Source organism: Nocardioides epinepheli (genome assembly GCF_037936805.1).
Taxonomy (GTDB): domain Bacteria; phylum Actinomycetota; class Actinomycetes; order Propionibacteriales; family Nocardioidaceae; genus Nocardioides.
Genome location: NZ_JBBMMC010000009.1, coordinates 135,842 through 160,216, shown reverse-complemented (window position 1 = coordinate 160,216; position 24,375 = coordinate 135,842). Strand labels below are relative to the sequence as shown.

At 71.7% G+C, this 24,375-nt stretch carries 25 protein-coding genes; 16 read left to right on the top strand and 9 right to left on the bottom strand.

What is annotated here, in order from left to right; all coding sequences use genetic code 11:
• Positions 1-61 precede the first annotated feature (61 nt).
• On the bottom strand, positions 62-1,285 hold the full coding sequence (locus WMR31_RS14015) for an LCP family protein (protein WP_340539473.1): 1,224 nt from the start codon (positions 1,283-1,285) through the stop codon (positions 62-64).
• 103 nt (positions 1,286-1,388) lie between these two features.
• Between WMR31_RS14015 and WMR31_RS14010 the strand changes: the two genes are divergently transcribed.
• Positions 1,389-2,897 (top strand): AlkA N-terminal domain-containing protein, encoded by a 1,509-nt coding sequence (locus WMR31_RS14010; RefSeq protein WP_340539472.1) that lies wholly within the window; start codon positions 1,389-1,391, stop codon positions 2,895-2,897.
• Position 2,898: 1 nt separating this feature from the next.
• Positions 2,899-3,384, top strand: a complete 486-nt coding sequence (locus WMR31_RS14005) for a methylated-DNA--[protein]-cysteine S-methyltransferase (protein WP_340539471.1) — start codon at positions 2,899-2,901, stop codon at positions 3,382-3,384.
• Between the two features lie 21 nt (positions 3,385-3,405).
• On the opposite strand, the gene WMR31_RS14000 is transcribed toward WMR31_RS14005, so the two are convergent.
• A complete protein-coding gene (locus tag WMR31_RS14000) occupies positions 3,406-4,128 on the bottom strand; it encodes an IclR family transcriptional regulator (protein ID WP_340539470.1) in 723 nt (240 codons plus the stop codon).
• A 141-nt stretch (positions 4,129-4,269) separates the two neighbouring features.
• Here WMR31_RS14000 and leuC point away from each other — a divergent pair, with 141 nt between their 5' ends.
• The 3 genes from leuC to WMR31_RS13985 all read left to right on the top strand — a co-directional run bounded on the left by leuC (position 4,270) and on the right by WMR31_RS13985 (position 7,275).
• Entirely contained in the window at positions 4,270-5,697 is a 1,428-nt protein-coding gene (leuC, locus tag WMR31_RS13995; RefSeq protein WP_340539469.1) for a 3-isopropylmalate dehydratase large subunit, read from the top strand.
• A gap of 3 nt (positions 5,698-5,700) precedes the next feature.
• A complete protein-coding gene (gene leuD, locus WMR31_RS13990; RefSeq protein WP_340539468.1) occupies positions 5,701-6,300 on the top strand; it encodes a 3-isopropylmalate dehydratase small subunit in 600 nt (199 codons plus the stop codon).
• 255 nt (positions 6,301-6,555) lie between these two features.
• Positions 6,556-7,275, top strand: coding sequence for an HU family DNA-binding protein (locus WMR31_RS13985; RefSeq protein WP_340539467.1), 720 nt, complete (start codon positions 6,556-6,558; stop codon positions 7,273-7,275).
• Positions 7,276-7,350: 75 nt separating this feature from the next.
• Here WMR31_RS13985 and cofC read toward each other — a convergent pair whose 3' ends face one another.
• A complete protein-coding gene (cofC, locus tag WMR31_RS13980; protein WP_340539465.1) occupies positions 7,351-8,028 on the bottom strand; it encodes a 2-phospho-L-lactate guanylyltransferase in 678 nt (225 codons plus the stop codon).
• 82 nt (positions 8,029-8,110) lie between these two features.
• Between cofC and WMR31_RS13975 the strand changes: the two genes are divergently transcribed.
• Positions 8,111-8,878, top strand: coding sequence for a lysophospholipid acyltransferase family protein (locus WMR31_RS13975; protein WP_340539464.1), 768 nt, complete (start codon positions 8,111-8,113; stop codon positions 8,876-8,878).
• Entirely contained in the window at positions 8,878-9,903 is a 1,026-nt protein-coding gene (locus tag WMR31_RS13970; protein ID WP_340539463.1) for an NAD(P)H-dependent glycerol-3-phosphate dehydrogenase, read from the top strand. The genes WMR31_RS13975 and WMR31_RS13970 overlap by 1 nt, the downstream gene beginning before the upstream one ends.
• Before the next feature lie 103 nt (positions 9,904-10,006).
• Here the strand turns inward: WMR31_RS13970 and WMR31_RS13965 are convergent, their stop codons facing one another.
• The 3 genes from WMR31_RS13965 to WMR31_RS13955 all read right to left on the bottom strand — a co-directional run bounded on the left by WMR31_RS13965 (position 10,007) and on the right by WMR31_RS13955 (position 13,980).
• On the bottom strand, positions 10,007-11,242 hold the full coding sequence (locus WMR31_RS13965; RefSeq protein WP_340539462.1) for an NAD(P)/FAD-dependent oxidoreductase: 1,236 nt from the start codon (positions 11,240-11,242) through the stop codon (positions 10,007-10,009).
• A 72-nt stretch (positions 11,243-11,314) separates the two neighbouring features.
• Positions 11,315-12,889, bottom strand: a complete 1,575-nt coding sequence (locus tag WMR31_RS13960) for a PucR family transcriptional regulator (protein WP_340539461.1) — start codon at positions 12,887-12,889, stop codon at positions 11,315-11,317.
• A gap of 14 nt (positions 12,890-12,903) precedes the next feature.
• Entirely contained in the window at positions 12,904-13,980 is a 1,077-nt protein-coding gene (locus WMR31_RS13955; RefSeq protein WP_340539460.1) for a trans-sulfuration enzyme family protein, read from the bottom strand.
• 39 nt (positions 13,981-14,019) lie between these two features.
• Between WMR31_RS13955 and WMR31_RS13950 the strand changes: the two genes are divergently transcribed.
• A complete protein-coding gene (locus tag WMR31_RS13950) occupies positions 14,020-15,135 on the top strand; it encodes a D-alanine--D-alanine ligase family protein (protein WP_340539459.1) in 1,116 nt (371 codons plus the stop codon).
• Between the two features lie 255 nt (positions 15,136-15,390).
• Here WMR31_RS13950 and WMR31_RS13945 read toward each other — a convergent pair whose 3' ends face one another.
• Complete coding sequence (locus WMR31_RS13945) at positions 15,391-15,909, bottom strand: DUF3515 domain-containing protein (protein ID WP_340539458.1); 519 nt, start codon at positions 15,907-15,909, stop codon at positions 15,391-15,393.
• A 2-nt stretch (positions 15,910-15,911) separates the two neighbouring features.
• Positions 15,912-16,148, bottom strand: a complete 237-nt coding sequence (locus WMR31_RS13940; protein ID WP_340539457.1) for an Lrp/AsnC family transcriptional regulator — start codon at positions 16,146-16,148, stop codon at positions 15,912-15,914.
• Between the two features lie 141 nt (positions 16,149-16,289).
• On the opposite strand from WMR31_RS13940, the gene WMR31_RS13935 reads away from it, so the two are divergent.
• Complete coding sequence (locus WMR31_RS13935) at positions 16,290-17,255, top strand: thiamine-phosphate kinase (protein ID WP_340539456.1); 966 nt, start codon at positions 16,290-16,292, stop codon at positions 17,253-17,255.
• 93 nt (positions 17,256-17,348) lie between these two features.
• Here the strand turns inward: WMR31_RS13935 and rpmB are convergent, their stop codons facing one another.
• On the bottom strand, positions 17,349-17,534 hold the full coding sequence (gene rpmB, locus WMR31_RS13930; RefSeq protein WP_134767345.1) for a 50S ribosomal protein L28: 186 nt from the start codon (positions 17,532-17,534) through the stop codon (positions 17,349-17,351).
• Positions 17,535-17,708: 174 nt separating this feature from the next.
• On the opposite strand from rpmB, the gene fakA reads away from it, so the two are divergent.
• The 7 genes from fakA to rnc all read left to right on the top strand — a co-directional run bounded on the left by fakA (position 17,709) and on the right by rnc (position 24,368).
• Positions 17,709-19,391, top strand: coding sequence for a fatty acid kinase ATP-binding subunit FakA (gene fakA / locus WMR31_RS13925; protein WP_340539455.1), 1,683 nt, complete (start codon positions 17,709-17,711; stop codon positions 19,389-19,391).
• 14 nt (positions 19,392-19,405) lie between these two features.
• Positions 19,406-21,640, top strand: a complete 2,235-nt coding sequence (locus tag WMR31_RS13920; RefSeq protein WP_340539454.1) for an ATP-dependent DNA helicase RecG — start codon at positions 19,406-19,408, stop codon at positions 21,638-21,640.
• Entirely contained in the window at positions 21,637-22,224 is a 588-nt protein-coding gene (gene rsmD, locus WMR31_RS13915) for a 16S rRNA (guanine(966)-N(2))-methyltransferase RsmD (protein WP_340539453.1), read from the top strand. The genes WMR31_RS13920 and rsmD overlap by 4 nt, the downstream gene beginning before the upstream one ends.
• Positions 22,221-22,703 (top strand): pantetheine-phosphate adenylyltransferase, encoded by a 483-nt coding sequence (coaD, locus tag WMR31_RS13910; RefSeq protein WP_340539452.1) that lies wholly within the window; start codon positions 22,221-22,223, stop codon positions 22,701-22,703. The genes rsmD and coaD overlap by 4 nt, the downstream gene beginning before the upstream one ends.
• Before the next feature lie 66 nt (positions 22,704-22,769).
• On the top strand, positions 22,770-23,411 hold the full coding sequence (locus WMR31_RS13905) for a YceD family protein (protein ID WP_340539451.1): 642 nt from the start codon (positions 22,770-22,772) through the stop codon (positions 23,409-23,411).
• A gap of 25 nt (positions 23,412-23,436) precedes the next feature.
• The gene (gene rpmF / locus WMR31_RS13900) at positions 23,437-23,622 is read left to right on the top strand and encodes a 50S ribosomal protein L32 (RefSeq protein WP_340539450.1); all 186 of its coding nucleotides are present in this window, start codon (positions 23,437-23,439) and stop codon (positions 23,620-23,622) included.
• 110 nt (positions 23,623-23,732) lie between these two features.
• A complete protein-coding gene (gene rnc / locus WMR31_RS13895) occupies positions 23,733-24,368 on the top strand; it encodes a ribonuclease III (protein WP_445321633.1) in 636 nt (211 codons plus the stop codon).
• The last annotated feature ends 7 nt before the right edge of the window (positions 24,369-24,375 follow it).

Here is a 24,375-nt window from a genome sequence, read left to right as displayed (position 1 = left end):
AGCCTCGCTGGCGGGCCGGAGTCATTTCCGTCTGATCTCCGGGCGCCGAGCGGGGCCGGCGTCACACGCACAGGCCCGCGGCCTCGCGCGCGGCGGCGTCGTCGCCGGACTCCCCGCCGCCGTCGGTGCCGGGGGTGTTGTCCCCGCCGCCATTGCCGCCACCAGTGCCCCCACCGTTGCCGTTGCCGTTGCCGTTGCCCCCACTCGTGCCGCCGGTGGGCGACTCGTCTGCGCCGATGCTGTCGGCGCTGAAGTCGGGGCCGAGCTTCTGGTCCTGGCGGATCCGCTCCCACAGGTCCTTGGCGGCCGGTGCCCACACCAGGGTGACCATCGGATTGTTCGGGTCCGGCTCGATCGGCACGGTGAGGAAGCGGATCTTGTCCAGGCCGGTGTGCTGGACCTCCATCGCGAGGTCGACCAGCTTGCCGACGGTGTCGAGCCCCTCGTCGACCTGGATCGAGGAGGTGAAGGCATTGAGGAAGTCGATCACTCGTTGCGGCTGGGAGAGCGTGCCCGCCGAGCGGACCTTGCTGATCATCGAGGCGATGAATGCCTGCTGCCGCTTCATCCGACCGATGTCACCGGTGACCGAGAGCTGGTAGCGCTCGCGCACGTAGTTGAGAGCCTGCTGGCCCTCCAGCACCTGGGTGCCGGCGTCGAAGTGGATGTTGTGCTCGTCGTCGTCGACGTCCTTGGGGATGCAGACCTCGACGCCGCCGACGGCGTCGACCATGTCCTTGAAGCCGTTGAAGTCGAGGGCCAGGAAGTGATCGATGTGGATCTTGGTGAGCTCCTCCACGGTCTGCACCGCGCAGGTGGGTCCGCCGACCTCGAAGGCGGTGTTGAACCGGACGCCGTCCTCGCCCTTGACGGTCTCCCCGTCGACGCGGCAGTCGGGCCGGTCCACGATGGCATCGCGCGGCAGGCTGACGCCGTAGGCATTGGTGCGGTCCTGGGAGATGTGCAGCAGGATCGTGAGGTCGGCCCGCTGGGAGCCGTCGGTGTTCTCCTTGTCGATCGCGTTGCCCGCGCCGGCGCGGGAGTCGGACCCGAGCACCAGGATGTTCAGCGGCTCGCGGTCACCCTCCTCGGCACCTTCGGGCAGCACCTTGTCGACGCGGTGGTCGACCTTGTCTCCGGCGGCGATGTTGTCGTTGAGGTTCTTGTGGACCAGGAAGACGCCGCCGGCGGTCACCAACGCGACCGCGACCTGAGTGGCGACGATGGTCGTCCACACCGCCCGTCGATGGGACTTGCGCCGCGGGGCCGTGGTGTCGTCGGTCACGCGGGAATCCTCTCACCGGGAGGCAAGAACACGAGGGAGAACGCCTGCGACAGTGTCCGATTTCCGCCGGAAGTGGCGTGGATGGGCGATGATGATTGGTGCCATGAACACCTCCGGACGGCTGGACCCCGAGACCTGCTACCGCGCGGTGAAGTCCCGAGACCGCCGCTTCGACGGGGTCTTCTACACCGCCGTGCGCACCACCGGGATCTACTGTCGTCCGTCGTGCCCGGCGCGGACGCCGGCCTTCGCGAACGTCGGCTTCCATCTCACCCCGGCCGCTGCCCAGGCCGCGGGCTACCGGGCCTGCAAGCGCTGCCTCCCCGATGCGACTCCCGGTAGCCCCGACTGGGACCTGGCCGCCGACGTCGCGGGTCGGGCGATGCGGCTGATCTCCGACGGCGTGGTGGATCGCGAGGGCGTGGAGGGCCTGTCGCGGCGCGTGGGCTACACCTCGCGGCACCTGGGCAGGGTGCTCAGAGCCGAACTCGGTGCCGGTCCGCTCGCACTCGCCCGGGCGCGACGCGCGCAGACCGCACGCGTGCTCATCGAGACCACCGAGCTCGGGTATGCCGACGTCGCCTTCGCCGCCGGCTTCTCCAGTGTCCGCCAGTTCAACGACACCGTGCGCGAGGTCTACGCCGCGAGTCCCACCGAGCTGCGGGGCCGCCGACGAGGTCCGCGCACGCCTGGGGCGGTGACCATGCGCCTGGCGGTCCGGACGCCGTTCGCCGGCCGCGCGCTCCTCGACTTCCTCGCCTATCACCTGGTGCCGGGCGTGGAGGTCGCCGGCGACGGTTGGTACGCCCGCACCCTCGACCTGCCGCACGGTCCCGGCACGGTCCGGATCGATCTCGCCGACGCGCTCGTCGCCGGGCAGACGGCCTTCGTGGAGGCCGGATTCGATCTCGCCGACCTGCGCGACACCGCCGCCGCCGTCGAGCGGGCCCGCCGACTCCTCGACGCCGACTGCGACCCGATCGCCGTCGACGAGCACTTCGCCGGCGACCCCGTGATCGGTCCGCTCGTCCGGGAGACGCCGGGGCTGCGCCTTCCCGGACAGGTCGACGGCGACGAGACCGCCATCCGTACCGTGATCGGTCAGCAGGTGAGCGTCACCGGTGCGCGCACGGTGGGAGGTCGGCTGGTGGCTGCCCATGGGCGCGCCGTCGAGACCAGGATCCCGGGGCTCACCCACCTGTTCCCCGACGCCGCGACCCTCGCAGCGCTCGACCCGGCGACCCTGCCGATGCCACGCGCTCGGGGCCGCGCACTGGTCGGGCTCGCGGCCGCGCTGGCCGCGGGTGACGTCGCGCTCGACCGCAGCACCGACCGCGACGCCGTCCGGGAGGCGATGATCGGACTGCCGGGCATCGGCCCCTGGACGGCCGACTACGTCGCGATGCGTGCCCTGGCCCACCCCGACGTCTTCCTCCCGACCGACGTCGGCGTCCGGAACGCCCTCCGCGGTCTCGGACACGATCCGGCGTCCGTGCTGGGCTCGGCCGACCTGATCCCGCAGTGGCGTCCGTGGCGCTCGTATGCGCTGATGCATCTGTGGAACACCCTGATGCCGCCTGTGAAGGCGGCTGTCTCGACCGAGGAGAGCTGAGATGTGGACCGTGATCGACTCGCCGGTCGGGCCGTTGCGTCTGGTGGAGCACGGCGGCGCGATCACCGCCATCGAGTTCTCGCCGTTCTCCGTGTCCGCCGCCAACGGTCGTCCGCGCGGCACCCGCGATGACGCGCACCCGGTGCTGCTTGCGTGCGCGGGACAGCTGGCGGCCTACTTCGACCGCGAGCTCAAGGAGTTCGACCTGCCGTTGGCGCCCGGCGGATCGTCGTTCCAAGAGACGGTGTGGGGCGCGCTGCGCAGGGTCGGCTACGGCGAGACGGCCACCTACGGCGAGATCGCCCAGCGCATCGGTCGGACCAACGCCGCCTCGCGCGCGGTCGGCCTCGCCAATGGCAGCAACCCGATCCCGATCGTCATCCCGTGCCACCGGGTCATCGGGGCGAACGGATCACTCACCGGCTACGCCGGGGGACTCGAGCGCAAGCAGATCCTGCTCGGGCTCGAGCAGGACGCCTTGTTCTGACCGGGTTCTGACCTACTCGGCCTACTCGGCGGCCGCGCGACGCAGCGACTCCGAGAGCCGCTCGGCGGCGGCGAGGACCGCGGGGGCGTGCATCCGACCGGGCTGACGGGACAGGCGCTCCAGCGGACCCGACACCGACACCGCGGCGATGATCTTGCCGCCGGGGGAGCGGACCGGCGCCGACACTGACGCAACTCCCTGCTCACGCTCGCCGACCGACTGCGCCCAGCCGCGACGACGGATGCCCGAGAGCGCGGCGGCTGAGTAGGCGGCGTTCTGAAGGCCACGATGCATCCGCTCGGGATCCTCCCAGGCCAAGAGCACCTGGGCGGCCGAGCCCGCACGCATCGTGAGCTGCGAGCCGACCGGGATGGTGTCGCGCAGGCCCGAGGGGCGCTCGGCGGCCGCGACGCACACCCGGTGGTCGCCCTGGCGCCGCCAGAGCTGGGCCGACTCCCCGGTGATGTCGCGCAGCCGCGCGAGCACGGGACCGGCGGTCGCGAGGAGACGGTCCTCGCCGGCGGCGGCGGACAACTCGGCCAGCCGCGGGCCGAGCACGAAGCGGCCCTGCATGTCGCGGGCCACCAGGCGGTGGTGCTCGAGAGCGACGGCCAGTCGGTGCGCCGTGGGCCGGGCCAGGCCCGTGCCGGCGACCAGGCCGGCGAGCGTCGCCGGACCGGACTCGAGAGCGGTGAGCACGAGAGCGGCCTTGTCGAGCACGCCCACGCCACTTGAGTTGTCCATATAGCAAGATTAACGTCTCACCACATGGGATGCAAGGCGTAGTCTCTTCATCCTCAACGGCGTACGAGTGCGCCCGTCCACGTCCCGATCCGGACGCCGGGCCACCCCGAGTCGATCACAGCGATCGAAGGAGCAAGACACATGGGTAGGACCCTGTCGGAGAAGGTATGGGACGAGCACGTCGTCCGGTCGACGCCGGGGGAGCCCGATCTGCTCTACATCGATCTCCACCTCCTTCACGAGGTCACCAGCCCCCAGGCCTTCGACGGACTCCGTCTCGCCGGCCGTCCGGTGCGCCGGCCCGACCTGACCTTGGCCACCGAGGACCACAACGTCCCCACCATCGACTGGGACAAGCCGATCGCCGACCCCGTCTCGCGTACCCAGGTGGAGACCCTGCGTCGCAACGCCGAGGAGTTCGGCGTGCGCCTGCATCCGCTCGGTGACCTCGACCAGGGGATCGTGCACGTGGTGGGTCCGCAGCTCGGCCTCACCCAGCCGGGGATGACGATCGTGTGCGGCGACAGCCACACCAGCACCCACGGCGCGTTCGGCGCGATCGCCTTCGGCATCGGCACCTCCGAGGTCGAGCACGTGCTCGCGACCCAGACGCTCACCCAGGCCAAGCCCAAGACGATGGCGGTCACGGTCAACGGGAGCCTTCCCGAGGGCGTGACGGCCAAGGACCTCGTCCTCACGCTCATCGCCCACACCGGCACCGGCGGTGGCCAGGGCTACATCGTGGAGTACCGCGGGCCGGCCATCGAGGAACTCTCCATGGAGGGCCGGATGACGGTGTGCAACATGAGCATCGAGTGGGGTGCCAAGGCCGGCATGATCGCGCCCGACCAGACCACCTTCGACTACATCGCGGGTCGACCCGAGGCGCCCACGGGCGCCGACTGGGACGCCGCCGTCGAGCACTGGAAGTCGCTGGTCACCGACGAGGACGCCGTGTTCGACAAGGAGATCGTGCTCGACGCCTCGCAGATGACGCCGTTCGTCACGTGGGGCACCAACCCCGGGCAGGGTGTGCCGCTCGGCGCTTCGGTGCCCGACCCGGCCGGCTTCGACGACGACCAGGACCGCGCCGCGGCGGAGAAGGCGCTGGAGTACATGGCGCTCACCGCAGGCACGCCGATGCGCGAGGTGGACATCGACACCGTCTTCGTCGGGTCCTGCACCAACGGCCGGATCGAGGACCTGCGAGCTGCCGCGGCGATCCTGGACGGTCGCAAGGTCGATGCCGACACCCGGCTGCTCGTGGTCCCCGGATCGGTGCGCGTGCGCCTCCAGGCCGAGGAGGAGGGACTCGACGTGATCTTCAAGGAGGCCGGTGCCGAATGGCGCGGCGCCGGATGCTCGATGTGTCTCGGCATGAACCCCGACACCCTCGAACCCGGTGAGCGCAGCGCCTCCACGTCGAACCGCAACTTCGAAGGCCGGCAGGGCAAGGGCGGTCGCACCCACCTGGTGTCGGTGCCGGTGGCCGCGGCCACCGCCGTCCGCGGAAAGCTGTCCTCGCCGGCAGATCTCGAGCCCGTCAGCGCCACGACCGCAGGAGTCTGAGCCATGGAGAAGTTCACCACCCACACCGGTGTCGGAGTCCCGCTGCGGCGCAGCAACGTCGACACCGACCAGATCATCCCGGCCGTCTACCTCAAGCGGGTCACCCGTAACGGCTTCGAGGACGGCCTGTTCTCGGCCTGGCGCAACGACCCGTCGTTCGTGCTGAACGATCCCGCCTACGAGGGTGGGTCGGTGCTCGTCGCCGGACCCGACTTCGGCACCGGGTCCTCGCGCGAGCACGCGGTATGGGCCTTGCAGGACTACGGCTTCCGCGTCGTCATCTCCTCGCGGTTCGCCGACATCTTCCGTGGGAACTCCGGCAAGGCGGGCCTGCTGGCAGCGCAGGTCGACGAGAAGGTCGTCCAGCGGCTGTGGGACCTGCTCGCCGATCAGCCCGGTGCCGAGATCACCGTCGACCTCGAGTCGCGCACCGTGCGCGCGGGTGAGGGTCCCGACGCCGTCGAGGACTCCTTCGACATCGACGACTACACGCGCTGGCGCCTGCTCGAAGGACTCGACGACATCGGCATCACCCTCGGCCACGACGACGACATCGCTGCCTACGAGGCGGAACGGCCGAGCTGGAAGCCCGCGACGCTCTGAGAGCTGCGAGCACAACGACGCAATCCCGCTCAACGGTAGGGATCTGAGGTCCGTGCACGAGCCTCGAACGGGTCGAGCGACCACCACGAACGGCCCGTCGACCACCTGCTTGCGGACCCGATCCCCGCTCAACCGTGGGAAAAAACCACGCACTTTCCCGGCGTGGCGATTGTGACGCGCGCCCAGAATGCCTAGCGTTCCTTGGGAAAGTCGGGCAGACGTCCGGCGCAAACGTGTTCTCTGGAAGGGAAGACAGTGAACAAGACACAGCTCATCGACGCGCTGAGTGCGCGATTCGAGGGGAACCGGAAGCAGGCCGCACACGCGCTGGAGTCCGTTCTCGACACGATCACCCGCGAGGTGGTCAAGGGCGAGAAGGTGGCGATCACCGGCTTCGGCTCGTTCGAGAAGCGGGTCCGCGAGGCCCGTTGGGTGCGCAACCCCCAGACCGGCGACCGGATCAAGGCCAAGAAGACCTCGGTTCCGAAGTTCACCGCGGGCGCGGAGCTGAAGAACGTGGTCTCCGGCGCGAAGAAGCTGCCGAAGCTCGCGGCTCCGGCTGCCAAGAAGGCGGCTGCCCCGGCGAAGAAGGCCGCGGCGGCCACCAAGGCCACTGCCTCGAAGTCCACCGCGTCGAAGACCGCGGCCAAGAAGGCCACGACCGCGAAGAAGGCGGCCCCGGCCAAGAAGGCCACGACCGCGAAGAAGGCGGCCCCGGCCAAGAAGGCCACGACCGCGAAGAAGGCGGCCCCGGCCAAGAAGGCCACGACCGCGAAGAAGGCGGCCCCGGCCAAGAAGGCCACGACCGCGAAGAAGGCGGCCCCGGCCAAGAAGGCCACGACCGCCAAGACCACCACGGCGAAGAAGGCTCCGGCCAAGAAGACCGCAGCCAAGACCACCACGGCGAAGAAGGCTCCGGCCAAGAAGGCCGCAGCCAAGAAGACCACGGCGAAGAAGACCGCCAAGAAGTCCTGATCGCCGAGCGCGGTCGCGCTCGACCAGTTCGACAGCCGACGGGGTCGTCCTCCATCCGGGGGACGACCCCGTCGGCTATCTCCGGCGGAGGCCCAGGCGGGTGACGCACCGCTGCGTGTGCGCGCCGACGCCGAGCTCGAGGGCGACGTCGAGGTCGTCGAGGTCGTCGACGTCACGGCGCAGCGAGGCGAGGTCGCCGCGGACGGCGAGGGCGCCGCCCACCTGGTGGGCATGGGCCGAGTCGGCCCCGAACGCCGGGTCGAAGAGCTCTGCGGGCGCTGTGTAGAGGACGGTGCCGGTGCCCTCGGCGTCCGCGACGAAGGAGGCGCCTCCCGGCACCAGGGCCGAGAGTGCCTGGTCCAGATCGCCGGGGCGCAGCGCAGGGAGATCGGCGAGCAGCGCCACGGGCTGCGCGCCCGGCCAACGCCGTCCGGCCTCGGCCGCAGCCTGCCGGAGGACTCCGTTGAGGCCGGTGCCGCCATCCGGGATCGCCGCAGCTCCCAGCGTCGACAGGCGCCCGGCGAAAGCAGCGTCGTCGGTGACTGCGAGCACCGCATGGACTCTCGCGGCCGACAGGCACGCGACGGCCGCATCCAGCGCGAACGCCTCGGCCAGCTCGCTGCGTCCGGCGTCGGAGAGCGAGGTGACGTCGTCCGGCCGGAGCAGACGGGACTTGCCGCGCCCCGGTGGCTTGACCGGAAGCAGGATGACGTACTCGCCCGCCTCGTCGTCGGCGGTCCTCGACTGATCCACCGCCCGATCTAAGCAGGCAACACATAAGAGCGCGCCCGGGACGGTCCCCTGGACGCGTGACCGGCGAGTAGCCTGCCTCAGTGTGAGAGTGCGTGAGTTCCAACAGCCCCGCGGCTGGCCGTTCCTGCTGGGTGCCGCCATCCTCAAACCGCTGTTCTTCTTCACCACCAAGCCGCGTTGGGTCGACGGCACCAAGATCCCGGCCACCGGTGGGTGCGTCATCGCGATGAACCACCTCTCGCACGTCGATCCCCTGACCGCTGCGCACTTCTGCTACGACCATGGCCGCCTGCCGCGCTACCTCGCGAAGGCCGGACTCTTCAAGAACAGGGTGCTCGGCTACTTCCTCCGTGCGGCCGGCCAGATCCCGGTGGAGCGAGCCACGCGCAGCGCGGTCGGCGCCTACGACGCCGCGGTGAAGGCGATCGGAGAGGGGGAGTGCGTCGTGGTGTACCCCGAGGGCACCATCACCCGCGACCCCGATCTGTGGCCGATGGTCGGGAAGTCTGGCGCGGCCCGGATCGCCCTGGAGACGGGCTGTCCGGTCATCCCGGTCGGGCAGTGGGGCGCACAGAACCTGCTCCCGCCCTACTCGAAGCGCCCCGATCTGTTCCCCCGCAAGGAGATCCACATCGTCGTCGGAGACCCGGTCGACCTCTCCGACCTCACCGATCGCCCGCGCGACGCGGCCGCGATCGCGGAGGCGAACCGCCGGATCATGGCCGCGATCACCGAGCTCGTCGAGGAGATCCGCCACGAGCGTGCGCCACTCGAGCGGTTCGATCCGCGCAAGGCCGGCGTCTCGGAGATCGGCAACCCACGCAAGTCCACCCAGCCGAAGGAGAACTGATGGGCGAGGCAGACAACTCGAAGCTGCCCAAGGTGGCGGTGCTCGGCGCCGGCTCGTGGGGCACCGCGTTCTCGATCGTCCTGGCCGACGCCGGCAACGACGTCACCTTGTGGGCGCGGCGCGAGGAGGTGGCCGAGGACATCAACGAGCGTCGTGAGAACTCCGACTACCTGCCCGAGATCGTGCTCCCGTCGAACGTCGGCGCCACCCACGACGTCGAGAAGGCGTTGCACGGTGCCGACGTGGTGGTGCTCGCGACACCGTCGCAGACCCTGCGGGGGAACCTGACGGAGTGGGCGCCGTTCATCGAGCCCGACGCGGTGATGGTCTCGCTGATGAAGGGCGTCGAGCTCGGCACGCTCAATCGGATGAGCGAGGTGATCCAGCAGGTCACCGACGCGAGCCCGGAGCGGATCGCGGTGCTGTCCGGCCCCAACCTGGCCAAGGAGATCGCCCGGCGAGAGCCGGCCGCGTCGGTGATCGCGTGCGAGGACGAGTCGGTGGCGAAGATGCTTCAGGCGCGCACCCACTCACCGGCCTTCCGCCCCTACACCAGTGACGACGTCATCGGCTGCGAGCTGGGCGGCGCCTACAAGAACGTCGTGGGCCTCGCGGTCGGGATGGCGGTCGGACTCGGCTTCGGGGACAACACCACCGCCTCGCTCATCACCCGCGGCCTCGCCGAGACGGCCCGCCTGGCGACCAAGCTCGGCGCCAACCCGCTCACTCTGATGGGACTCGCCGGGCTCGGCGACCTGGTCGCCACCTGCTCCTCGCCGCTGTCGCGCAATCGCACCTTCGGCGAGAAGCTCGGCCGCGGGCTGACCAGCGAGGAGATCTACGGCTCCACCCGGCAGGTCGCCGAGGGCGCCAAGTCCTGCGCGTCCCTGCGGGCCCTGGCCGAACGCTCCGAATGCGACGCCCCCGTCGCCACCTACGTCGACGACGTCGTCGCCGGCCGGATGACCGCCACCGAGATGATGGACGCCGTCCTGGCCCGCGACACCAAGTCGGAGATGGACTGACTGTCCCGCGTTCACGCTGACCCGTCAGCCATAGCGGACGGGTCACCGCGAAATTGACGCTGACCCGTCAGCTATAGCGGACGGGTCAGCGGAGAGTGGTGGGTCAGCGCAGGGGGTTGACGGCGCGCAGCGGCTCGGGGGTGCGGCCGGTGGCGATCTGCTCGGCGAGCAGCTTGCCGGTGGCCGGACCGAGGGTGATGCCCCACATGCCGTGTCCGCCGGCGATGAAGACCCGCGGGTCGTTGGAGGCGCCGATGAGCGGCAGGCCGTCGGCGGTGCAGGGGCGCGCGCCGACCCACTCGTCCTGGCGGTCGTCGAGGTCGGCGCCGCGCAGCAGGCGACGCGCCTCGTCGGTGAGCGCCTTGATCCGACGCGGGTCCAGGGGGGCGTCGGTGTCGCGGAACTCCATCATCCCGGCGACGCGCAGGCGGTCGCCGACCGGCGTGCACGCCACGCGCTGGGTGGGGAAGTACACCGGGCCGAGGGGGAGCTCGTCGATCTTGACCGTGAAGGAGTAGCCGCGGCCGGCCTGCACCAGTCGCTTGACGCCGAAGTCGCGGGCCAGCTGGTTCAGCCGGGCGCCGGTGGCGAGCACGGCGGCGTCGTAGCGCTCGCCGGCCACCCGGACGCCGTCGCGGCCGCTGACGACGTCGTCGACGTCGACGCCGGTGCGGATCACGCCACCGCGCTCGCGGACCGAGGTCGCGATCGCCTCGACGTAGGCGGCCGGGTTGATGAAGCGCTCCTCGTGGATGCGGACGGCGGTGCCGATCTCGCCGGAGAGCGCGGGCTCGGCGGCACGGGCGGCGTCGCCGTCGATGACCTCGAACTTCACCTCCTGGCCGGAGGCCTGGATGTGCTTGAACTCCTCGAGCAGCGCCTGGCTGTCCTCGACGGTGCGGAAGGCCGCCGTGAACGGCTCTGCGGCCCGGGTCCGGGCGGCCACGCCGCCGACCTCGAGCTCGTCGAAGGCCGCCAGAGCCTGGCGGTTGAGCGGGATCAGCACCTCCATGGCGCGCTGCCACTGCTTCGGGGTGCAGTTGCGGGCGAAGCGCACGAGGAAGCGGATCAGCCGCGGGGAGAGCGTCGGGGGCACGTAGACCGGCGAGGAGGGGCTGAGCACCGCTCGCAGGCCGTATTTGAGCACCGACGGCTCGGGGAGCGGCACGGCGATGCTCGGCGTCAGCCAGCCGGCGTTGCCCCAGCTCGACCCGGCGGCGACGCCCTCGCGATCCAGCACGGTCACCTCCACACCGTGCTCCTGGAGGTACCAGGCGGTGGAGAGTCCGACCATGCCGGCTCCGAGGACCGCGACGCGCTGAGGTGAGTTGGTGGCCATACCTCCAGGGTCGCCGAGAACTCAGCGGACGTCGTTGTCGTCGCGCCACAGTCGTGACGGCGTGTTTTGTAGTCAGCCCACCAAGGCGCGATGCCGGGCGATCTCGAGGCGCAGGGCGAGCCGCTGGGCCGGATCCTCGAGGTCGACGTCGCCCCAGCCGTCGAGCCCGTCGAGCCCGTCGAGCTTGGTGAGCCGGTAGCGGATCGTGTTCGGGTGGACGTCGAGCGCGCGGGCAGCGCGCGCCACCTCGCCCCAGTGGTCGAGCACCGCCTCGAGCGTCTCGACGAGATGACCGCCGTGGGCGGCCTCGTGGACGAGCAGCGGGGTCAGCGGTGAGACCGGCGCGTGCTCGCGCAGCCCCTCGACCGCGCGGCCGAGCACGAGCCGGGGCCACGCCTCCTCGATCGAGACGACCGGTGGGTCCTCGGGCACTCGCGCGAGGAGCAGCTCCCTGGCCTGGGCCAGGGAGTCGGCCAGGCCGGCGTTCGACGTCGCGGGCTGTCCGAGCGCGACGGCGATGTGCGGGTTGGTCCGCGCCTCCTGGCCGGCGACGTCGAGGAACCAGGCACGTGAGCCCGCCACCGCGTCCTGGTGTGCGTCCTCGAGCAGGGCGCAGACGTCGTCGCCGAGGTCGGCGATGAGCGGCTCACGCCAGCCGTGCCGTCGAGCCAGTGCGGTCCACAGCTCGCTGCGTGCGGTGGGCGACATAGCCGGGTCGGGCCCGCCGAGGACCGCGACCCGCCACGGACCGGCGCCGAGCCAGTCCGGCCACGCGAGGCCAGAGCCCCGGATCGCGACGCGGACCTGGTCCAGCTGCACCTGCCGGTGCATCTCACGCTGGGCATGCAGGCGGCGCAGCTGCAGCGTCACCAGCTCCGCGGCTGCTCGCAGCTCGCTGGAGTAGTCGGGAGGCTCGGCGGCGTCGGTCACCGCCCAGATCGAGCCCAGCCACTCCCCGCCGACCTTCAACGGCACGATGTAGCGGGCCTTGATGCCCTCGTCGGTGGCCGGCACGAAGATCGGCTCGTTCGACGTCGCGAGCTTGCGGAAGACGCCGCGGGCGCGGAAGTGATGCCGGACGGTGGTGGGCACCTGGCGGCCGAAGATCGTCGACATCCGGGCGCTGTCGGTGTCGTCCTGGCCGGTGGAGTAGGCCAGCACCCGGGACTGGGCGTCCTCGATCGTGACCGGCGCGCCCAGCAGCCGGCTCACGGTGTCGGCCAGGTCGAACATGTCCTGGTAGACCGGATCGCCCGCGACGCCACGCACCTCCCGGCCCAGCGCCGACTCGCCGGCGGCGCCCTGGCCCAGCGCCGCCTGGAGCAGGCTGATCACGGTCGACCAGCCGACCTCGGGCCGGACGGCGAGCACGGTCAGCTCGGCGTCGCGGGCGGCGTCACGCACCTGCGGTGCCTGCGCGAGCGGCTCCCGCAGGGCCAGCCCGGCCGCGTGCGCGGCCCGCTGGACCAGCAGCGTCGCGGAGTCGACGTCGAGGACCCCGACCCCAAGAGCGAGGTCCCCCGCGCCCGCCGCGGGGGAGTCGGGGTCGACGATCTCCAGCCCCAGCACGGCACGATCGGCGCCGAGGTGGGCCTCGGTGAGGAAGCTGGTGGTCAGGACCGAGGCGAGGTCGCGGGCGGTGATCATGCCGGACGCCGATCTCAGGGGACCACGAGCGTGTCGAGGGCCGTCTCGAGGTCGGCCCAGAGATCCTCGACGTCCTCGATGCCTACCGACATCCGCACCAGCGCTACCGGGATGGTCGGTGCCTCGGTGCGCCACCGGCGGCGTCGCTCGAAGGTGGACTCGACGCCGCCGAGCGAGGTCGCGTGGACCCAGATCCTCGTCTTGCGCACCAGGAGATCGGCGGCCAGCTCGCCCTCGGCGAGCACGATCGCGACGATCGCGCCGAAGCCCGGGTAGCGCACCTCGGCGACGGCGGGATGCTCGCGAAGGCGCTCGACCAGGGTCTGCGCGTTGGCCTGCGCACGCTCGACGCGCAGGTGCAGGGTGCGCAGGCCGCGGGCGGCCAGCCACGCCTCGACGGTGCCCGGCGTCGAGCCGGTCAGCCCGCGCCGTCCGAGGAGGACCTGGTAGAGCTCGTCGTCGTCGACCACGAGGGCGCCGATCAGGGCGTCGCTGTGGCCGGCGAGGTACTTGGTGCCGGAGTGGACGACGATGTCGGCGCCGAGCGTGAGGGGGCGTTGGAGCAGGGGAGTGGCGAAGGTGTTGTCGACCACGACGTATGCGCCCGCCTCGTGCGCGGCCGCGGTGATCGTCTCGATGTCGGCGACCTCCAGCGCGGGATTGGTGGGCGACTCGATCCACACCAGCGCGGCGCCCTCGCAGGCTGCGACGACGGCCTCGGTGTCGGAGATGTCGACCAGCCTGCTCTGCAGGCGGCCGCGGGCCTCGAGGTCGCCGATCGCCATGAGGCTGCCCTGGTAGGCGTGCACGGGCGCGACGACGGTCGCCCCCTGGCCGACGAGGTCGAGCACGGTGGTGACCGCGGCCATGCCGGTGGCGAAGGCCAGGCAGCGCCCGCCCTCCAGCGCGCCCAGGGTCTCCTCGAACGCCGACCAGGTTGGGTTGCCGTAGCGGCCGTAGTCGATGTCGCCCCCGGCGACATAGGTGGAGGCCATCGTGATCGGGGTGTTGAGCGGCTGGTCCGGCTCGCGGGAGGGCCGCCCGGCGGTGACGGTGACGGTGGCGGGGCTCAGTCCTGACGGATCCGACATGCCGACGAGGATAAGACCGGCGAGGATAGGGTCGTCGCCGTGACCGGCACCCGCAAGCCCAGAGTCGCGGTCGTCTTCGGCGGTCGCTCCAGCGAGCACGCCATCTCGTGCGTGTCGGCCGGCAGCGTGCTGTCCGCGATCGACCGCGACCGCTTCGACGTCGTCCCGATCGGCATCGCGCGCGACGGGCGCTGGGTGCTGGAGTCGGGCGATCCCGAGCGGCTCGCGCTCACCGCCGGCACGCTCCCGAGCGTCGACGGCGACCGGGCTCCGGTGGCTCTGGCCCGCGGTACCGGCGGCACCGACCTGGTCGTCTCCGACCCGGCCAGCCCGCCGCAGACCCTCGGAGAGGTCGACGTCGTCTTCCCGATCCTGCACGGACCCTGGGGCGAGGACGGGACGATCCAGGGGATGCTCGAGATGGCGGGCGTGCGCTACGTCGGCGCCGGCGTCCTCGCCTCGGCGGTGAGCATGGACAAGGCCTACATGAAGGTGGTCCTCGCCGACGCCGGCCTGCCGGTGATGCCCGGCCTCACGATCACGCGGCGTGCCTGGGAGGCCGACCCCGACGCCGTCCGGCGCCGCGCCGACGACCTCGGCTATCCGCTGTTCGTCAAGCCCGCGCGCGGCGGCTCGAGCATCGGCATCTCCAAGGCGCACGCCGCCGACGAGCTCGACCAGTGCCTGGCCACGGCCTTCGAGCACGACCCGAAGGTGCTGGTGGAGGTCGCCGCCGAGGGCGGCCGCGAGATCGAGTGCGGCGTCCTCCAGGCCCTCGACGGCACTCCGGAGACCAGCCTGCCCGCCGAGCTGTGGGTCACCGGCGAGCACGAGTTCTACGACTTCGAGGCCAAGTACGTGCCCGAGGAGGCGACCGCGGTCGACATCCCGGCCGACCTGCCCGACGGCGTCGCCGAGCAGCTGCGCGGGATGGCGGTCCAGGCCTTCGAGGCAGTGAGCGCGGAAGGGCTGGCGCGGGTCGACTTCTTCTACCTCCCCGACGGCTCGCTCGTCCTCAACGAGGTCAACACGATGCCGGGCTTCACCCCGCTTTCGATGTACCCCCAGATGTGGGCCGCCTCGGGCCTGGACTACCCGGCGCTGGTCGACCGGCTCATCTCGCTCGCGCTCCAGCGCGACGTCGGGCTGCGGTGATCGGAGCCGAGCGAAGCGAGGCTCCGATCGATGGTCGTCGGGCAGGCCGGGGGCGGGATTTCCCCGGTCGACCGGGGAAGTATGAACTGGGCGGCCGATATTTCGCCCGTCAAGTTCAGGGATCCCCGGTCGACCGGGGAAATATGAACTGGGCGGCCGAAACCTGAACTGGGCGGCCGAAGTCTGAAGTTGTCGGCCGGGATATTGCCCGTCAAGTTCAGGGATCCCCGGTCGGCCGGGGAAATCCCGGATCGCTCAGTCGCAGCGCAGTTCCTCGGGCAGGTGGGCCTTCACCGCGTCGGCCAGGACGGCGATCGCGGCGGCGGCCCGGTCGCCGCGGCCCTCGCCGCCGGGCACGGTGACCGAGACGATCGGGCGGTTGCCGGCCGCGGTGAGGGTGGCGTCGGCGTCCTGGTCGTCGAGGATCTCCGGGTCCAGGTACCAGCCCACGCCGTCGGCGACCTGGCACTGGGCGGTCTGGTCGAAGCCGTCGGGCACGGGGACGCCGCACGCGACGACGAGCGGCGGGTCCCCGTAGGCGGCGCCGAGGGCGTCGTCGGGGCTCACCTCGACCCGCTCCTCCCCGGCCATCGTGTCGGGCAGGTCGGCCACGAACGCCTCACATCGCTCCCTGTCGGCGGCGTCGAGGTCGTGGGACTCGATCTCGACAGGTCCGCCGCACGCGACGAGGGTCGAGGCGACCACGCCTACCACTGCGGACAGCAGGACGCCCCGCGCCAGAGCCGGTGCGGGGCGTCGTGAGGGTTGAGACACGCTCAGATGTGCACGACCGGGCAGGTCAGCGTGCGGGTGATGCCCTCGAGGTTCTGGACCTTCGAGACGACCAGCTTGCCGAGCTCGTCGACGTTGCGGGCCTCGGCCCGGACGATGACGTCGTAGGGACCGGTGACGTCCTCGGCGAGGGTGACTCCCTTGACCTGGGCGATCTCCTTGGCTACCTCGGCGGCCTTGCCGACGTCGGTCTGGATCAGGATGTAGGCCTGGACGACCATGCGGTTGCTCCTCTGGTGCGGGCGCTGGGCTGCTGTCTGCGGATGGGACGTGCGGGGCCAACCTATCGCGGCGCGCAGCGGTGTCGATAGGCGGCGACGCCCTACGTCGGGAGACACCGGAGCCTCTGGTGGGATGGACCCATGGCGCTGCCCCCTGACGCGACCCTGTCCGATGCCGGCGAGTTCGGACTGATCGCCGAACTGGTGGCGCAGTTCCCCCAGGGCGAGCAGGTCCTGGTCGGCCCGGGGGACGACGCCGCGGTGCTGCGCGTGCGCACCGGGCACGTCGTGGTGTCGACCGATCTGCTCGTCGAGGGCAACCACTTCCGTCGTGACTGGGCCAGCGCCGAGGACGTCGGGCACCGGGCCGCGGCGCAGAACCTCTCCGACATCAACGCCATGGGCGGACGGGCCCACTCGCTCACGATCGGACTGGCCGCGCCGGCCGACCTTCCGGTCGCGTGGGCACTCGACTTCGCCCGCGGCTTCGCCGAGGAGTGCGGGCTCGTGGGCGCCTCCGTGGTCGGCGGCGACCTCACCCGCGCCGACACCATCGTCATCGCGGTCACCGTGATCGGCGCGTGCACTCAGGCGCCGGTGCTGCGCTCGGGTGCCGCGCCCGGCGACGTCGTGGCCATCACGGGCCGGCAGGGCTGGGCCGCGGGCGGGCTCGCCGTGCTCGGGCGCGGGTTCCGCTCGCCGCGCGCGCTCGTGGAGGCCTACCGGCGCCCGGAGCCGCCCTACGACGCCGGGCTGGTCGCCGCCGAGGCCGGCGCGACCTCGATGATCGACGTCTCCGACGGCCTGCTCGCCGACGCCGCCCATCTGGCCAATGACTCGGGCGTCTCGATCGACCTTTATCCCGCGGCGTTCGAGATCCCCGAACCGCTGCAGGCCGTCGGCGCCGCGCTCAACAGCGACCCGATGCACCTGATCCTCGGGGGAGGGGAGGACCACTCGCTGCTGGCGACCTTCCCGGACGCCGACGCGGTGCCCGCCGGATGGATCGTGGTCGGCTCGGTCGCGCAGACCCGCGAGGGGGAGACGCCCGTGGTCACCGTCGACGGGGCGCCCTACGACGGCCCCGCCGGTTGGACCCACTTCTGAGCTGTCGGTCCGACTGCGCCGGACAAGCACGAAGGCCGCCATCCCCGCGGGATGACGGCCTTGTGAGCCGATCGGCGTGCGCCGACCGGTGTGTCAGCGGCTGACCTTGCCGGCCTTGAGGCAGCCGGTGCAGACGTTGAGACGCTTCGGGGTGCCGTTCACGGTGGCCCGCACGCGCTGGATGTTGGGGTCGAACCGGCGCTTGGTGATCTTGCGCGACCAGGGACGGTTGTTGCCGAAGCTGGGACGCTTGGCGCAGATGTCGCAGACAGCGGCCACGATGAGACTCCTGAGGTTGTTCGATGATCGTCGGCGCCCACCCTCTGGGCAGGCAACCGAAGAATCGTAGCCGACACCGGGGCACGCGGCCCAATCCGCGACGGGACCTCAGGACGTGGTCCAGGTCACCCTCGGACACCGCCGGCCAGTAGCGACCACTAGGGTCTCAGAGCCATGGAGGCGACACCACCCGCGAGCGGACGGATCGGGCTGGCGATCGTCCTGCGCTTCGTCGACGTCGCCACCGACGCGCTCGCGGCCGCGCGCGAGGAGATCGACGCGCTCAACGTCTACCCCGTGCCCGACGGCGACACCGGCACGAACATGTTCCTCACCGTCTCCGCGGCGCGCGATGCCGTACGCAGCGCGGTCGAGCGCGACGGCGCCGACCGCGAGGAGGCGCTGGCCGCCTTCGCCCGCGGCGCCCTGCTCGGGGCGCGCGGGAACTCGGGGGTGATCCTCAGCGAGATGCTCGGCGCGATCGCCCGGCGGATCGCCACCGCGACCGAGGGCGAGCCGAACGCACAGGTGATGTCCGAAGCGCTGACCGAGGCGGTCGCGGCCAGCTACCGGGCGGTGGGGGAGCCGGTCGAGGGCACCATGCTCACCGTCGCCCGAGCCGCAGCCGAGGCCGCGCGCGAGCAGGCCGCCGAGGCCGGCGTCCGGGCTCGCGACATCTTCACCAGCGCCGCCGCGGCAGCCCGCACGGCGCTCGCCCGGACCCCCGAGCAGCTCCGGGTGTTGCGCGACGCCGGCGTCGTGGACGCCGGCGGTCGCGGCATCAACGTCATCCTCGACGCCGCCGAGCGGGTGCTCACCGGGCGCCGGCCCAGTCCGACGACCGGGCCCCGGCTCCAGGCGCACCCCCAGCCGCCGCGGCCGGCGTCGCCGGGCGGTCCCCACGGCGCCCCCTCAGGCGACCATCATCTCGATCCCGACGGACCCTCCTACGAGGTGATGTACCTCCTCGACGCCGACGACGCCGCGGTCGACGCGCTGCGCACCCGCCTGGCCGGCCTGGGCGACTCGCTCGTCGTGGTCGGCGGCGACGGACTGTGGAACGTCCACGTGCACGTCGACGACGTCGGCGCGGCCATCGAGGCCGGCATCGAGGCCGGGCGGCCCCACCGGGTCCGGGTCACCCACTTCGCCGAGCAGATCGCGGCGAACGCGCCCGAGCGAGCCACCACGCCCACCGGGCGACGTGTCGTCGTCGTGTCGGCCGGTCCCGGGCTCACCGAGCTGTTCGAGGCTGCCGGCGCGGTGGTGGTGTCCGGAGGACCCGGCCGGCGTCCCTCGACGGGCGAGCTGCTCGAGGCGATCACCGGATGCGAGGCGGCCGAGGTCGTCGTCCTGCCCAACGACCCGGACTCGGTGCGGGCCGCGCGGAGCGCGGCGAGCGCCGCCGAGACGGACCTCGGTCTGCGGGTGGTCGTGATCCCGACCCAGGCGCAGGTACAGGGGCTGGCCGCCCTGGCCGTCCACGAGCCCGGCCGCAGTCTCGATCAGGACGTCCTGGAGATGACCGCCACGGCCCGGCACGCCCGGCACGGCGCTGTCACGGTCGCGTCCAAGAAGGCCCTCACCATGGCCGGCTGGTGTGAGCCGGGCGACATCCTCGGCGTGATCGAGGGCGACTTCGTGGTGATCGGCCAGGACCAGTACGACGTCGCCACCGAGGTGCTCCAGCGGCTCGTCGCCGGCGGCGGGGAGCTGGTGACCGTGGTCGCCGGAGACGGCGCCCGCGAGCTCGCCGACCGCGCGGCGGCCTGGGTGGAGTCCGACCACCCGACCGTCGACGTCGTCGTCTACGACGGCGGACAGGACCGGTACCCGCTGCTGCTGTCGGTGGAGTAGGGGATCCTGGACCCGTGATCACGCTCGACTCACCCATCGCTGCGGTACTCGGCGAGTCGAAGAAGGCCTCGAAGTTCTCCAAGGGCCTGCGCCTGCGCACCGTCGGCGACCTGCTGCACCACTTCCCGCGCCGCTATGTCCCGACCGGCACCCTCACCGAGGTCGGCGACCTCCAGCCCGGCCAGATGATCAGCGTGGTCGGCGAGGTCATCGGCAGTTCGGTCAAGCAGCACCAGGACCGCCGCAGCGGCCGGGCGGCGTACCGGGTCGTCACCCGCGTGCGCACCGGCGGCCCGGTCCTGGAGGTCACGTTCTTCTCCAAGAACCGGCACACGGCCGAGTGGCGCGCCGGAATGCTGGCCCCCGGGCAGCCGGGGCTGTTCATCGGGCAGGTCAAGCGCTTCGCCGACACCTGGCAGCTGGCCCACCCGCAGATGGTCCTGTTCGGCGCGTCCGGCGACGGCACCGACGACGACATCGCCACCGTCGAGGCGATCGGCGAGCTCTACCCGATCTACCCGCTCACCAAGGGCCTCCAGTCGTGGGACGTCGCGCGCGTGGTCACCTTCGCCCGCTCCGTCATCGACGACCTCCCGGACGTCGTCCCGGCTCCGGTCCGGGAGCGCTACGGGGTCGTCGACGCCGCCACCGCGCTGGAGTGGGTGCACGTGCCCGAGCGCTTCGACCAGGTCAAGCAGGCCCAGCGGCACTACCGGTTCGAGGAGGCGCTGGTCACCCAGCTGGTCCTCGCCCGTCGTCGACGAGCGGTCCGCGAGCTCGGCGCCCAGGCGCGCGACGGCGGCGACGGCAGCCTGCTGGCGGCGTTCGACGAACGGCTGCCCTTCGAGCTCACCGAGGGCCAGCGCGAGGTGGGGGAGCAGATCGCCACCGAGCTCGCGCGCACCTGGCCGATGAACCGCCTGCTGCAGGGCGAGGTGGGCTCCGGAAAGACCCTCGTCGCGTTGCGCGCGATGCTGCGTGTGGTCGACTCCGGCGGCCAGGCGGCGCTCCTGGCACCCACCGAGGTGCTCGCCCAGCAGCACCACCGCTCGATCTCCGCCATGTTGGGCGACCTGGTGGGCGGCGGCATGTTCGGCGGCACGAGCGTCGAGCTGCTCACCGGGTCGATGACCAAGGCCCAGCGCACCGGCCCGATGTCGCGGCTGGCCAGCGGCGAGGCCGGCATCGTCGTGGGCACCCATGCGCTGCTGGAGGAGAAGGTGCAGTTCGCCGACCTCGGACTGGTCGTCGTCGACGAGCAGCACCGCTTCGGCGTCGAGCAGCGAGCAGCGCTCGCCGACAAGGCGGCCGGTGCGCCGCCGCACGTGCTTGTCATGACCGCCACCCCGATCCCGCGCACCGTGGCGATGACGGTCTTCGGCGACCTGGAGACCTCTACGCTGCGCGAGCTGCCCGCCGGGCGTGCGCCGATCCAGACCAATGTCGTCAACCTCCTCGACCACCCCGGCTGGATCAACCGGGTGTGGGAGCGGGTCCGTGAGGAGGTCGAGAAGGGTCACCAGGCCTATGTCGTGTGCCCGCGGATCGTCGGCGACGAGCTGGAGCAGGGTGAGATCGACCTTCCCGAGCTCGACGAGGACGGCGAGCCGGTGCCGACCAAGGGCGGCGACCGGCCGCCGCTGGCCGCGGTGGAGGACGTCGTCACCGCACTCGACGAGGGTCCGCTGAAGGGTCTGCGACTCGCGGTCCTCCACGGGAAGATGGCTCCGGACGCCAAGGACGCCACGATGCGCGCCTTCGCCGCCGGGGAGATCGACGTGCTGGTCTCCACCACGGTGATCGAGGTGGGCGTCGACGTCCACAACGCCACCGCGATGGTGATCCTCGACGCCGACCGGTTCGGCGTCTCCCAGCTGCACCAGCTGCGCGGACGGGTCGGCCGCGGCGGCCTGCCCGGGCTGTGCCTGCTGGTCTCCTCGGCCGACCACCTCTCGCCCGCGCGCGAGCGCCTCGATGCCGTCGCCGGCACCACAGACGGCTTCGAGCTGAGCCGGGTCGACCTCGAGCAGCGTCGCGAGGGCGATGTCCTCGGCCGCTCGCAGTCGGGCTGGCGCTCCACGCTGGAGAACCTGCGGGTGCTGCGCGACGAGCAGACGATCCTGGAGGCTCGCGAGGCCGCCGAGGGACTCCTCGAGGCCGACGCCGCCCTGGCCGCCACCCCGCTCCTCGCCGCCGCCGTCGAGGACCTCGAGGCCACCGCCAACGCCGACTTCATCGAGCGCTCATGACCCGGATCATCGCGGGCGAGGCCAAGGGACGGCGGATCGAGACGCCGCCCGGCGACCAGACCCGCCCCACCACCGACCGCGTCCGCGAGGCGCTGTTCAGCGCAGTCGAGTCGTGGTGCGGCTCGCTGCGCGGGCTGGTCTTCCTCGACCTCTACGCCGGCAGCGGCGCGGTGGGCCTGGAGGCGTGGTCGCGCGGCGCCGAGGCGGTCACCTTCGTCGAGTCCGACCGGGCCACGGCCCGGCTGATCGAGCAGAACGCGCGCACCCTCGGGTTCACCCACGCCGACGTCCAGCAGTCGCGGGTGGCCACCTGGCTGGCCCGGACGCCGGCCCGGCGCTTCGACGTCGTGTTCAGCGACCCGCCCTACCCGCTCTCCGACGACGGCCTCGCCGAGGACCTCGAGCTCCTCGTGCCGTGGCTGGCCCCCGACGCGCTCGTGGTCGTCGAGCGCTCCCGGCGCAGCGCCGAGCCGCGCTGGCCCACCGGCGGTCCCGGGATCAACGCCACCCGCGGCCGCTCCATCCTGGGCGAGCGCAGCAAGCGCTACGGCGAGACCGTGCTTTGGTACGGTCACGCGCCATGAATAGAGCGGTCTGCCCCGGGTCCTTCGACCCGGTGACCCACGGCCACCTCGACATCATCGGCCGGGCGGCGGGGCTCTTCGACGAGCTCATCGTCGCGGTCGGGGTCAACCCGTCCAAGAGCCGGCTGTTCGGTCCCGAGGAGCGGATCGCGCTGCTCGAGCGCGCCGTCGCGGACCTGCCCAACCTGCGGGTGGCCGGCTTCACCGGCCTGGTCACCGACTTCTGTGTCGAGCAGGACGCCCAGGCGATCGTGAAGGGCCTGCGCGCGGCCAGCGACTTCGACTACGAGATGCCGATGGCGCAGATGAACTCCGCCCTCACCGGCGTCGAGACCGTGTTCCTGCCCACCAGCACCCGTCAGTCGTTCGTGTCCTCGAGCCTGGTCAAGGAGGTCGCAGCGTTCGGGGGCGACGTGTCGGCGTTCGTGCCCGACTTCGTGCTCGAGGCGCTCACCTCCCGGCTGCCGCGACGCGAGTGAGTGGGCCGACCGCCCACCGTTTTTGAACGCCGAGACACGGGCAGTACGATTCTCGCTGATCTGTTCGTGCCCGGACCCGGAAGTGATCCCCTGACCAGCCTGGACCCGAGAGCGCCGCTCGTGCTCGACACCCGCGAGCTCGGCCGCCGCCCGGGGTCCCAACGTGAGGTGACACTGACGGTTCCGGCACCGGCAGATCTAGGCATCGACGTCCTCGGTGTCCCCGAAGGTGCGCCGGTCGAGATAGACCTGCGCCTGGAGGCGGTCGTCGAGGGGGTACTGGTCACGGGGACGGCAACCGCCGCTCTCGAGGGCGAGTGCGCGAGGTGCCTGGACCCGATCGCCGACGAGATCGACGTGCGGTTCCAGGAGCTCTTCGTGTACGACGACTCGCGGGAGTCCCGGGGCCGCGCCGGTGGGGCAGTCGGTCAAGACGACGACGGCGACGACGGTGACGGTGTCAGCACGCTGGAGGACGACCTGCTCGACCTCGAACCCCTGCTGCGGGACGCGGTGGTGCTCGCACTACCGTTCCAGCCGCTGTGTGAGGACGACTGTCCCGGGCTGTGCACCGAATGCGGTGTGAGGCTCAAGGACGACCCGGACCACACGCACGAGGCCCCGATCGACCCCCGGTGGGCGGCGCTCACCACGCTCGAGACCGAGACCGACCCGGGGCCCGGCCAGAGCCCCGAAGCACCCGAGTAACCCCGAAGCTAGCTAGGAGAACACCATGGCTGTCCCGAAGCGGAAGATGTCGCGGAGCAACACCCGGCACCGTCGCTCGCAGTGGAAGGCCGTCGCGCCGACCCTCGTCACCTGCGCGAACCCCGCGTGCGGCGCCAAGCACCTCCCGCACCGTGCGTGCGGCGAGTGCGGCCAGTACGGCGCCCGCGCCGGCCGCCGCCAGGTCCTCTGAGACCCGCGACACCAGCAGTACCCATCAACGCGACGCCAGACAACTACGACGAGCTGCGCTCGGCGCTCGGGGATCCGGTCCTGGACCCCGAGCTGCTCGAGCGCGCTCTCATGCACCGCTCCTACGCCTACGAGAACGGTGGGCTGCCGACCAACGAGCGGCTGGAGTTCCTCGGCGACTCCGTGCTCGGCGTCGTGGTCACCGAGACGCTCTACCGGATGCACCCCGACCTCTCCGAGGGGCGGCTGGCCAAGCTGCGCGCCGCCGTCGTCAATGCCCGTGCCCTGGCCGGCGTCGCGGTGAGGATCCGGCTCGGCGAGTACGTCAAGCTCGGTCGCGGCGAGGAGTCCACCGGCGGTCGGGAGAAGGCCTCGATCCTCTCCGACACCGTCGAGGCGGTCATCGGCGCGGTCCACCTCAGCGGCGGCATCGAGGTGGCCTCCGCGCTGGTCCACCGCCTATTCGACCCGCTCATCGAGGAGGCCTCGGCCATGGGCGCCGGTCTGGACTGGAAGACCTCCCTCCAGGAGCTCTCGGCCGTCCACGGGCTCGGCGTGCCGACCTACGTCATCACCGACGAGGGCCCCGACCACATGAAGACCTTCCACGCCCAGGTGCGCGTGGGCGACCAGCTCTACGGCGACGGCGTCGGCCGGTCGAAGAAGGAGGCCGAGCAGGCCTGCGCCGAGACGGCGTACGGCGAGCTCGTCGCCCTGCACGGGCCGCGTCCCGGCGACGACGGCTGAGTCCGGG

Bases quoted from the DNA above. Each gene is read 5' to 3' on its own strand.
- WMR31_RS14010 (WP_340539472.1), top strand. From the start codon at position 1,389: ATGAACACCTCCGGACGGCTGGACCCCGAGACCTGCTACCGCGCGGTG.
- WMR31_RS14005 (WP_340539471.1), top strand. From the start codon at position 2,899: ATGTGGACCGTGATCGACTCGCCGGTCGGGCCGTTGCGTCTGGTGGAG.
- WMR31_RS14000 (WP_340539470.1), bottom strand. From the start codon at position 4,128: ATGGACAACTCAAGTGGCGTGGGCGTGCTCGACAAGGCCGCTCTCGTG.
- leuC (WP_340539469.1), top strand. From the start codon at position 4,270: ATGGGTAGGACCCTGTCGGAGAAGGTATGGGACGAGCACGTCGTCCGG.
- leuD (WP_340539468.1), top strand. From the start codon at position 5,701: ATGGAGAAGTTCACCACCCACACCGGTGTCGGAGTCCCGCTGCGGCGC.
- WMR31_RS13970 (WP_340539463.1), top strand. From the start codon at position 8,878: ATGGGCGAGGCAGACAACTCGAAGCTGCCCAAGGTGGCGGTGCTCGGC.
- WMR31_RS13965 (WP_340539462.1), bottom strand. From the start codon at position 11,242: ATGGCCACCAACTCACCTCAGCGCGTCGCGGTCCTCGGAGCCGGCATG.
- WMR31_RS13960 (WP_340539461.1), bottom strand. From the start codon at position 12,889: ATGATCACCGCCCGCGACCTCGCCTCGGTCCTGACCACCAGCTTCCTC.
- WMR31_RS13955 (WP_340539460.1), bottom strand. From the start codon at position 13,980: ATGTCGGATCCGTCAGGACTGAGCCCCGCCACCGTCACCGTCACCGCC.
- WMR31_RS13940 (WP_340539457.1), bottom strand. From the start codon at position 16,148: ATGGTCGTCCAGGCCTACATCCTGATCCAGACCGACGTCGGCAAGGCC.
- WMR31_RS13935 (WP_340539456.1), top strand. From the start codon at position 16,290: ATGGCGCTGCCCCCTGACGCGACCCTGTCCGATGCCGGCGAGTTCGGA.
- fakA (WP_340539455.1), top strand. From the start codon at position 17,709: ATGGAGGCGACACCACCCGCGAGCGGACGGATCGGGCTGGCGATCGTC.
- rsmD (WP_340539453.1), top strand. From the start codon at position 21,637: ATGACCCGGATCATCGCGGGCGAGGCCAAGGGACGGCGGATCGAGACG.
- coaD (WP_340539452.1), top strand. From the start codon at position 22,221: ATGAATAGAGCGGTCTGCCCCGGGTCCTTCGACCCGGTGACCCACGGC.
- rpmF (WP_340539450.1), top strand. From the start codon at position 23,437: ATGGCTGTCCCGAAGCGGAAGATGTCGCGGAGCAACACCCGGCACCGT.
- rnc (WP_445321633.1), top strand. From the start codon at position 23,733: ATGCACCGCTCCTACGCCTACGAGAACGGTGGGCTGCCGACCAACGAG.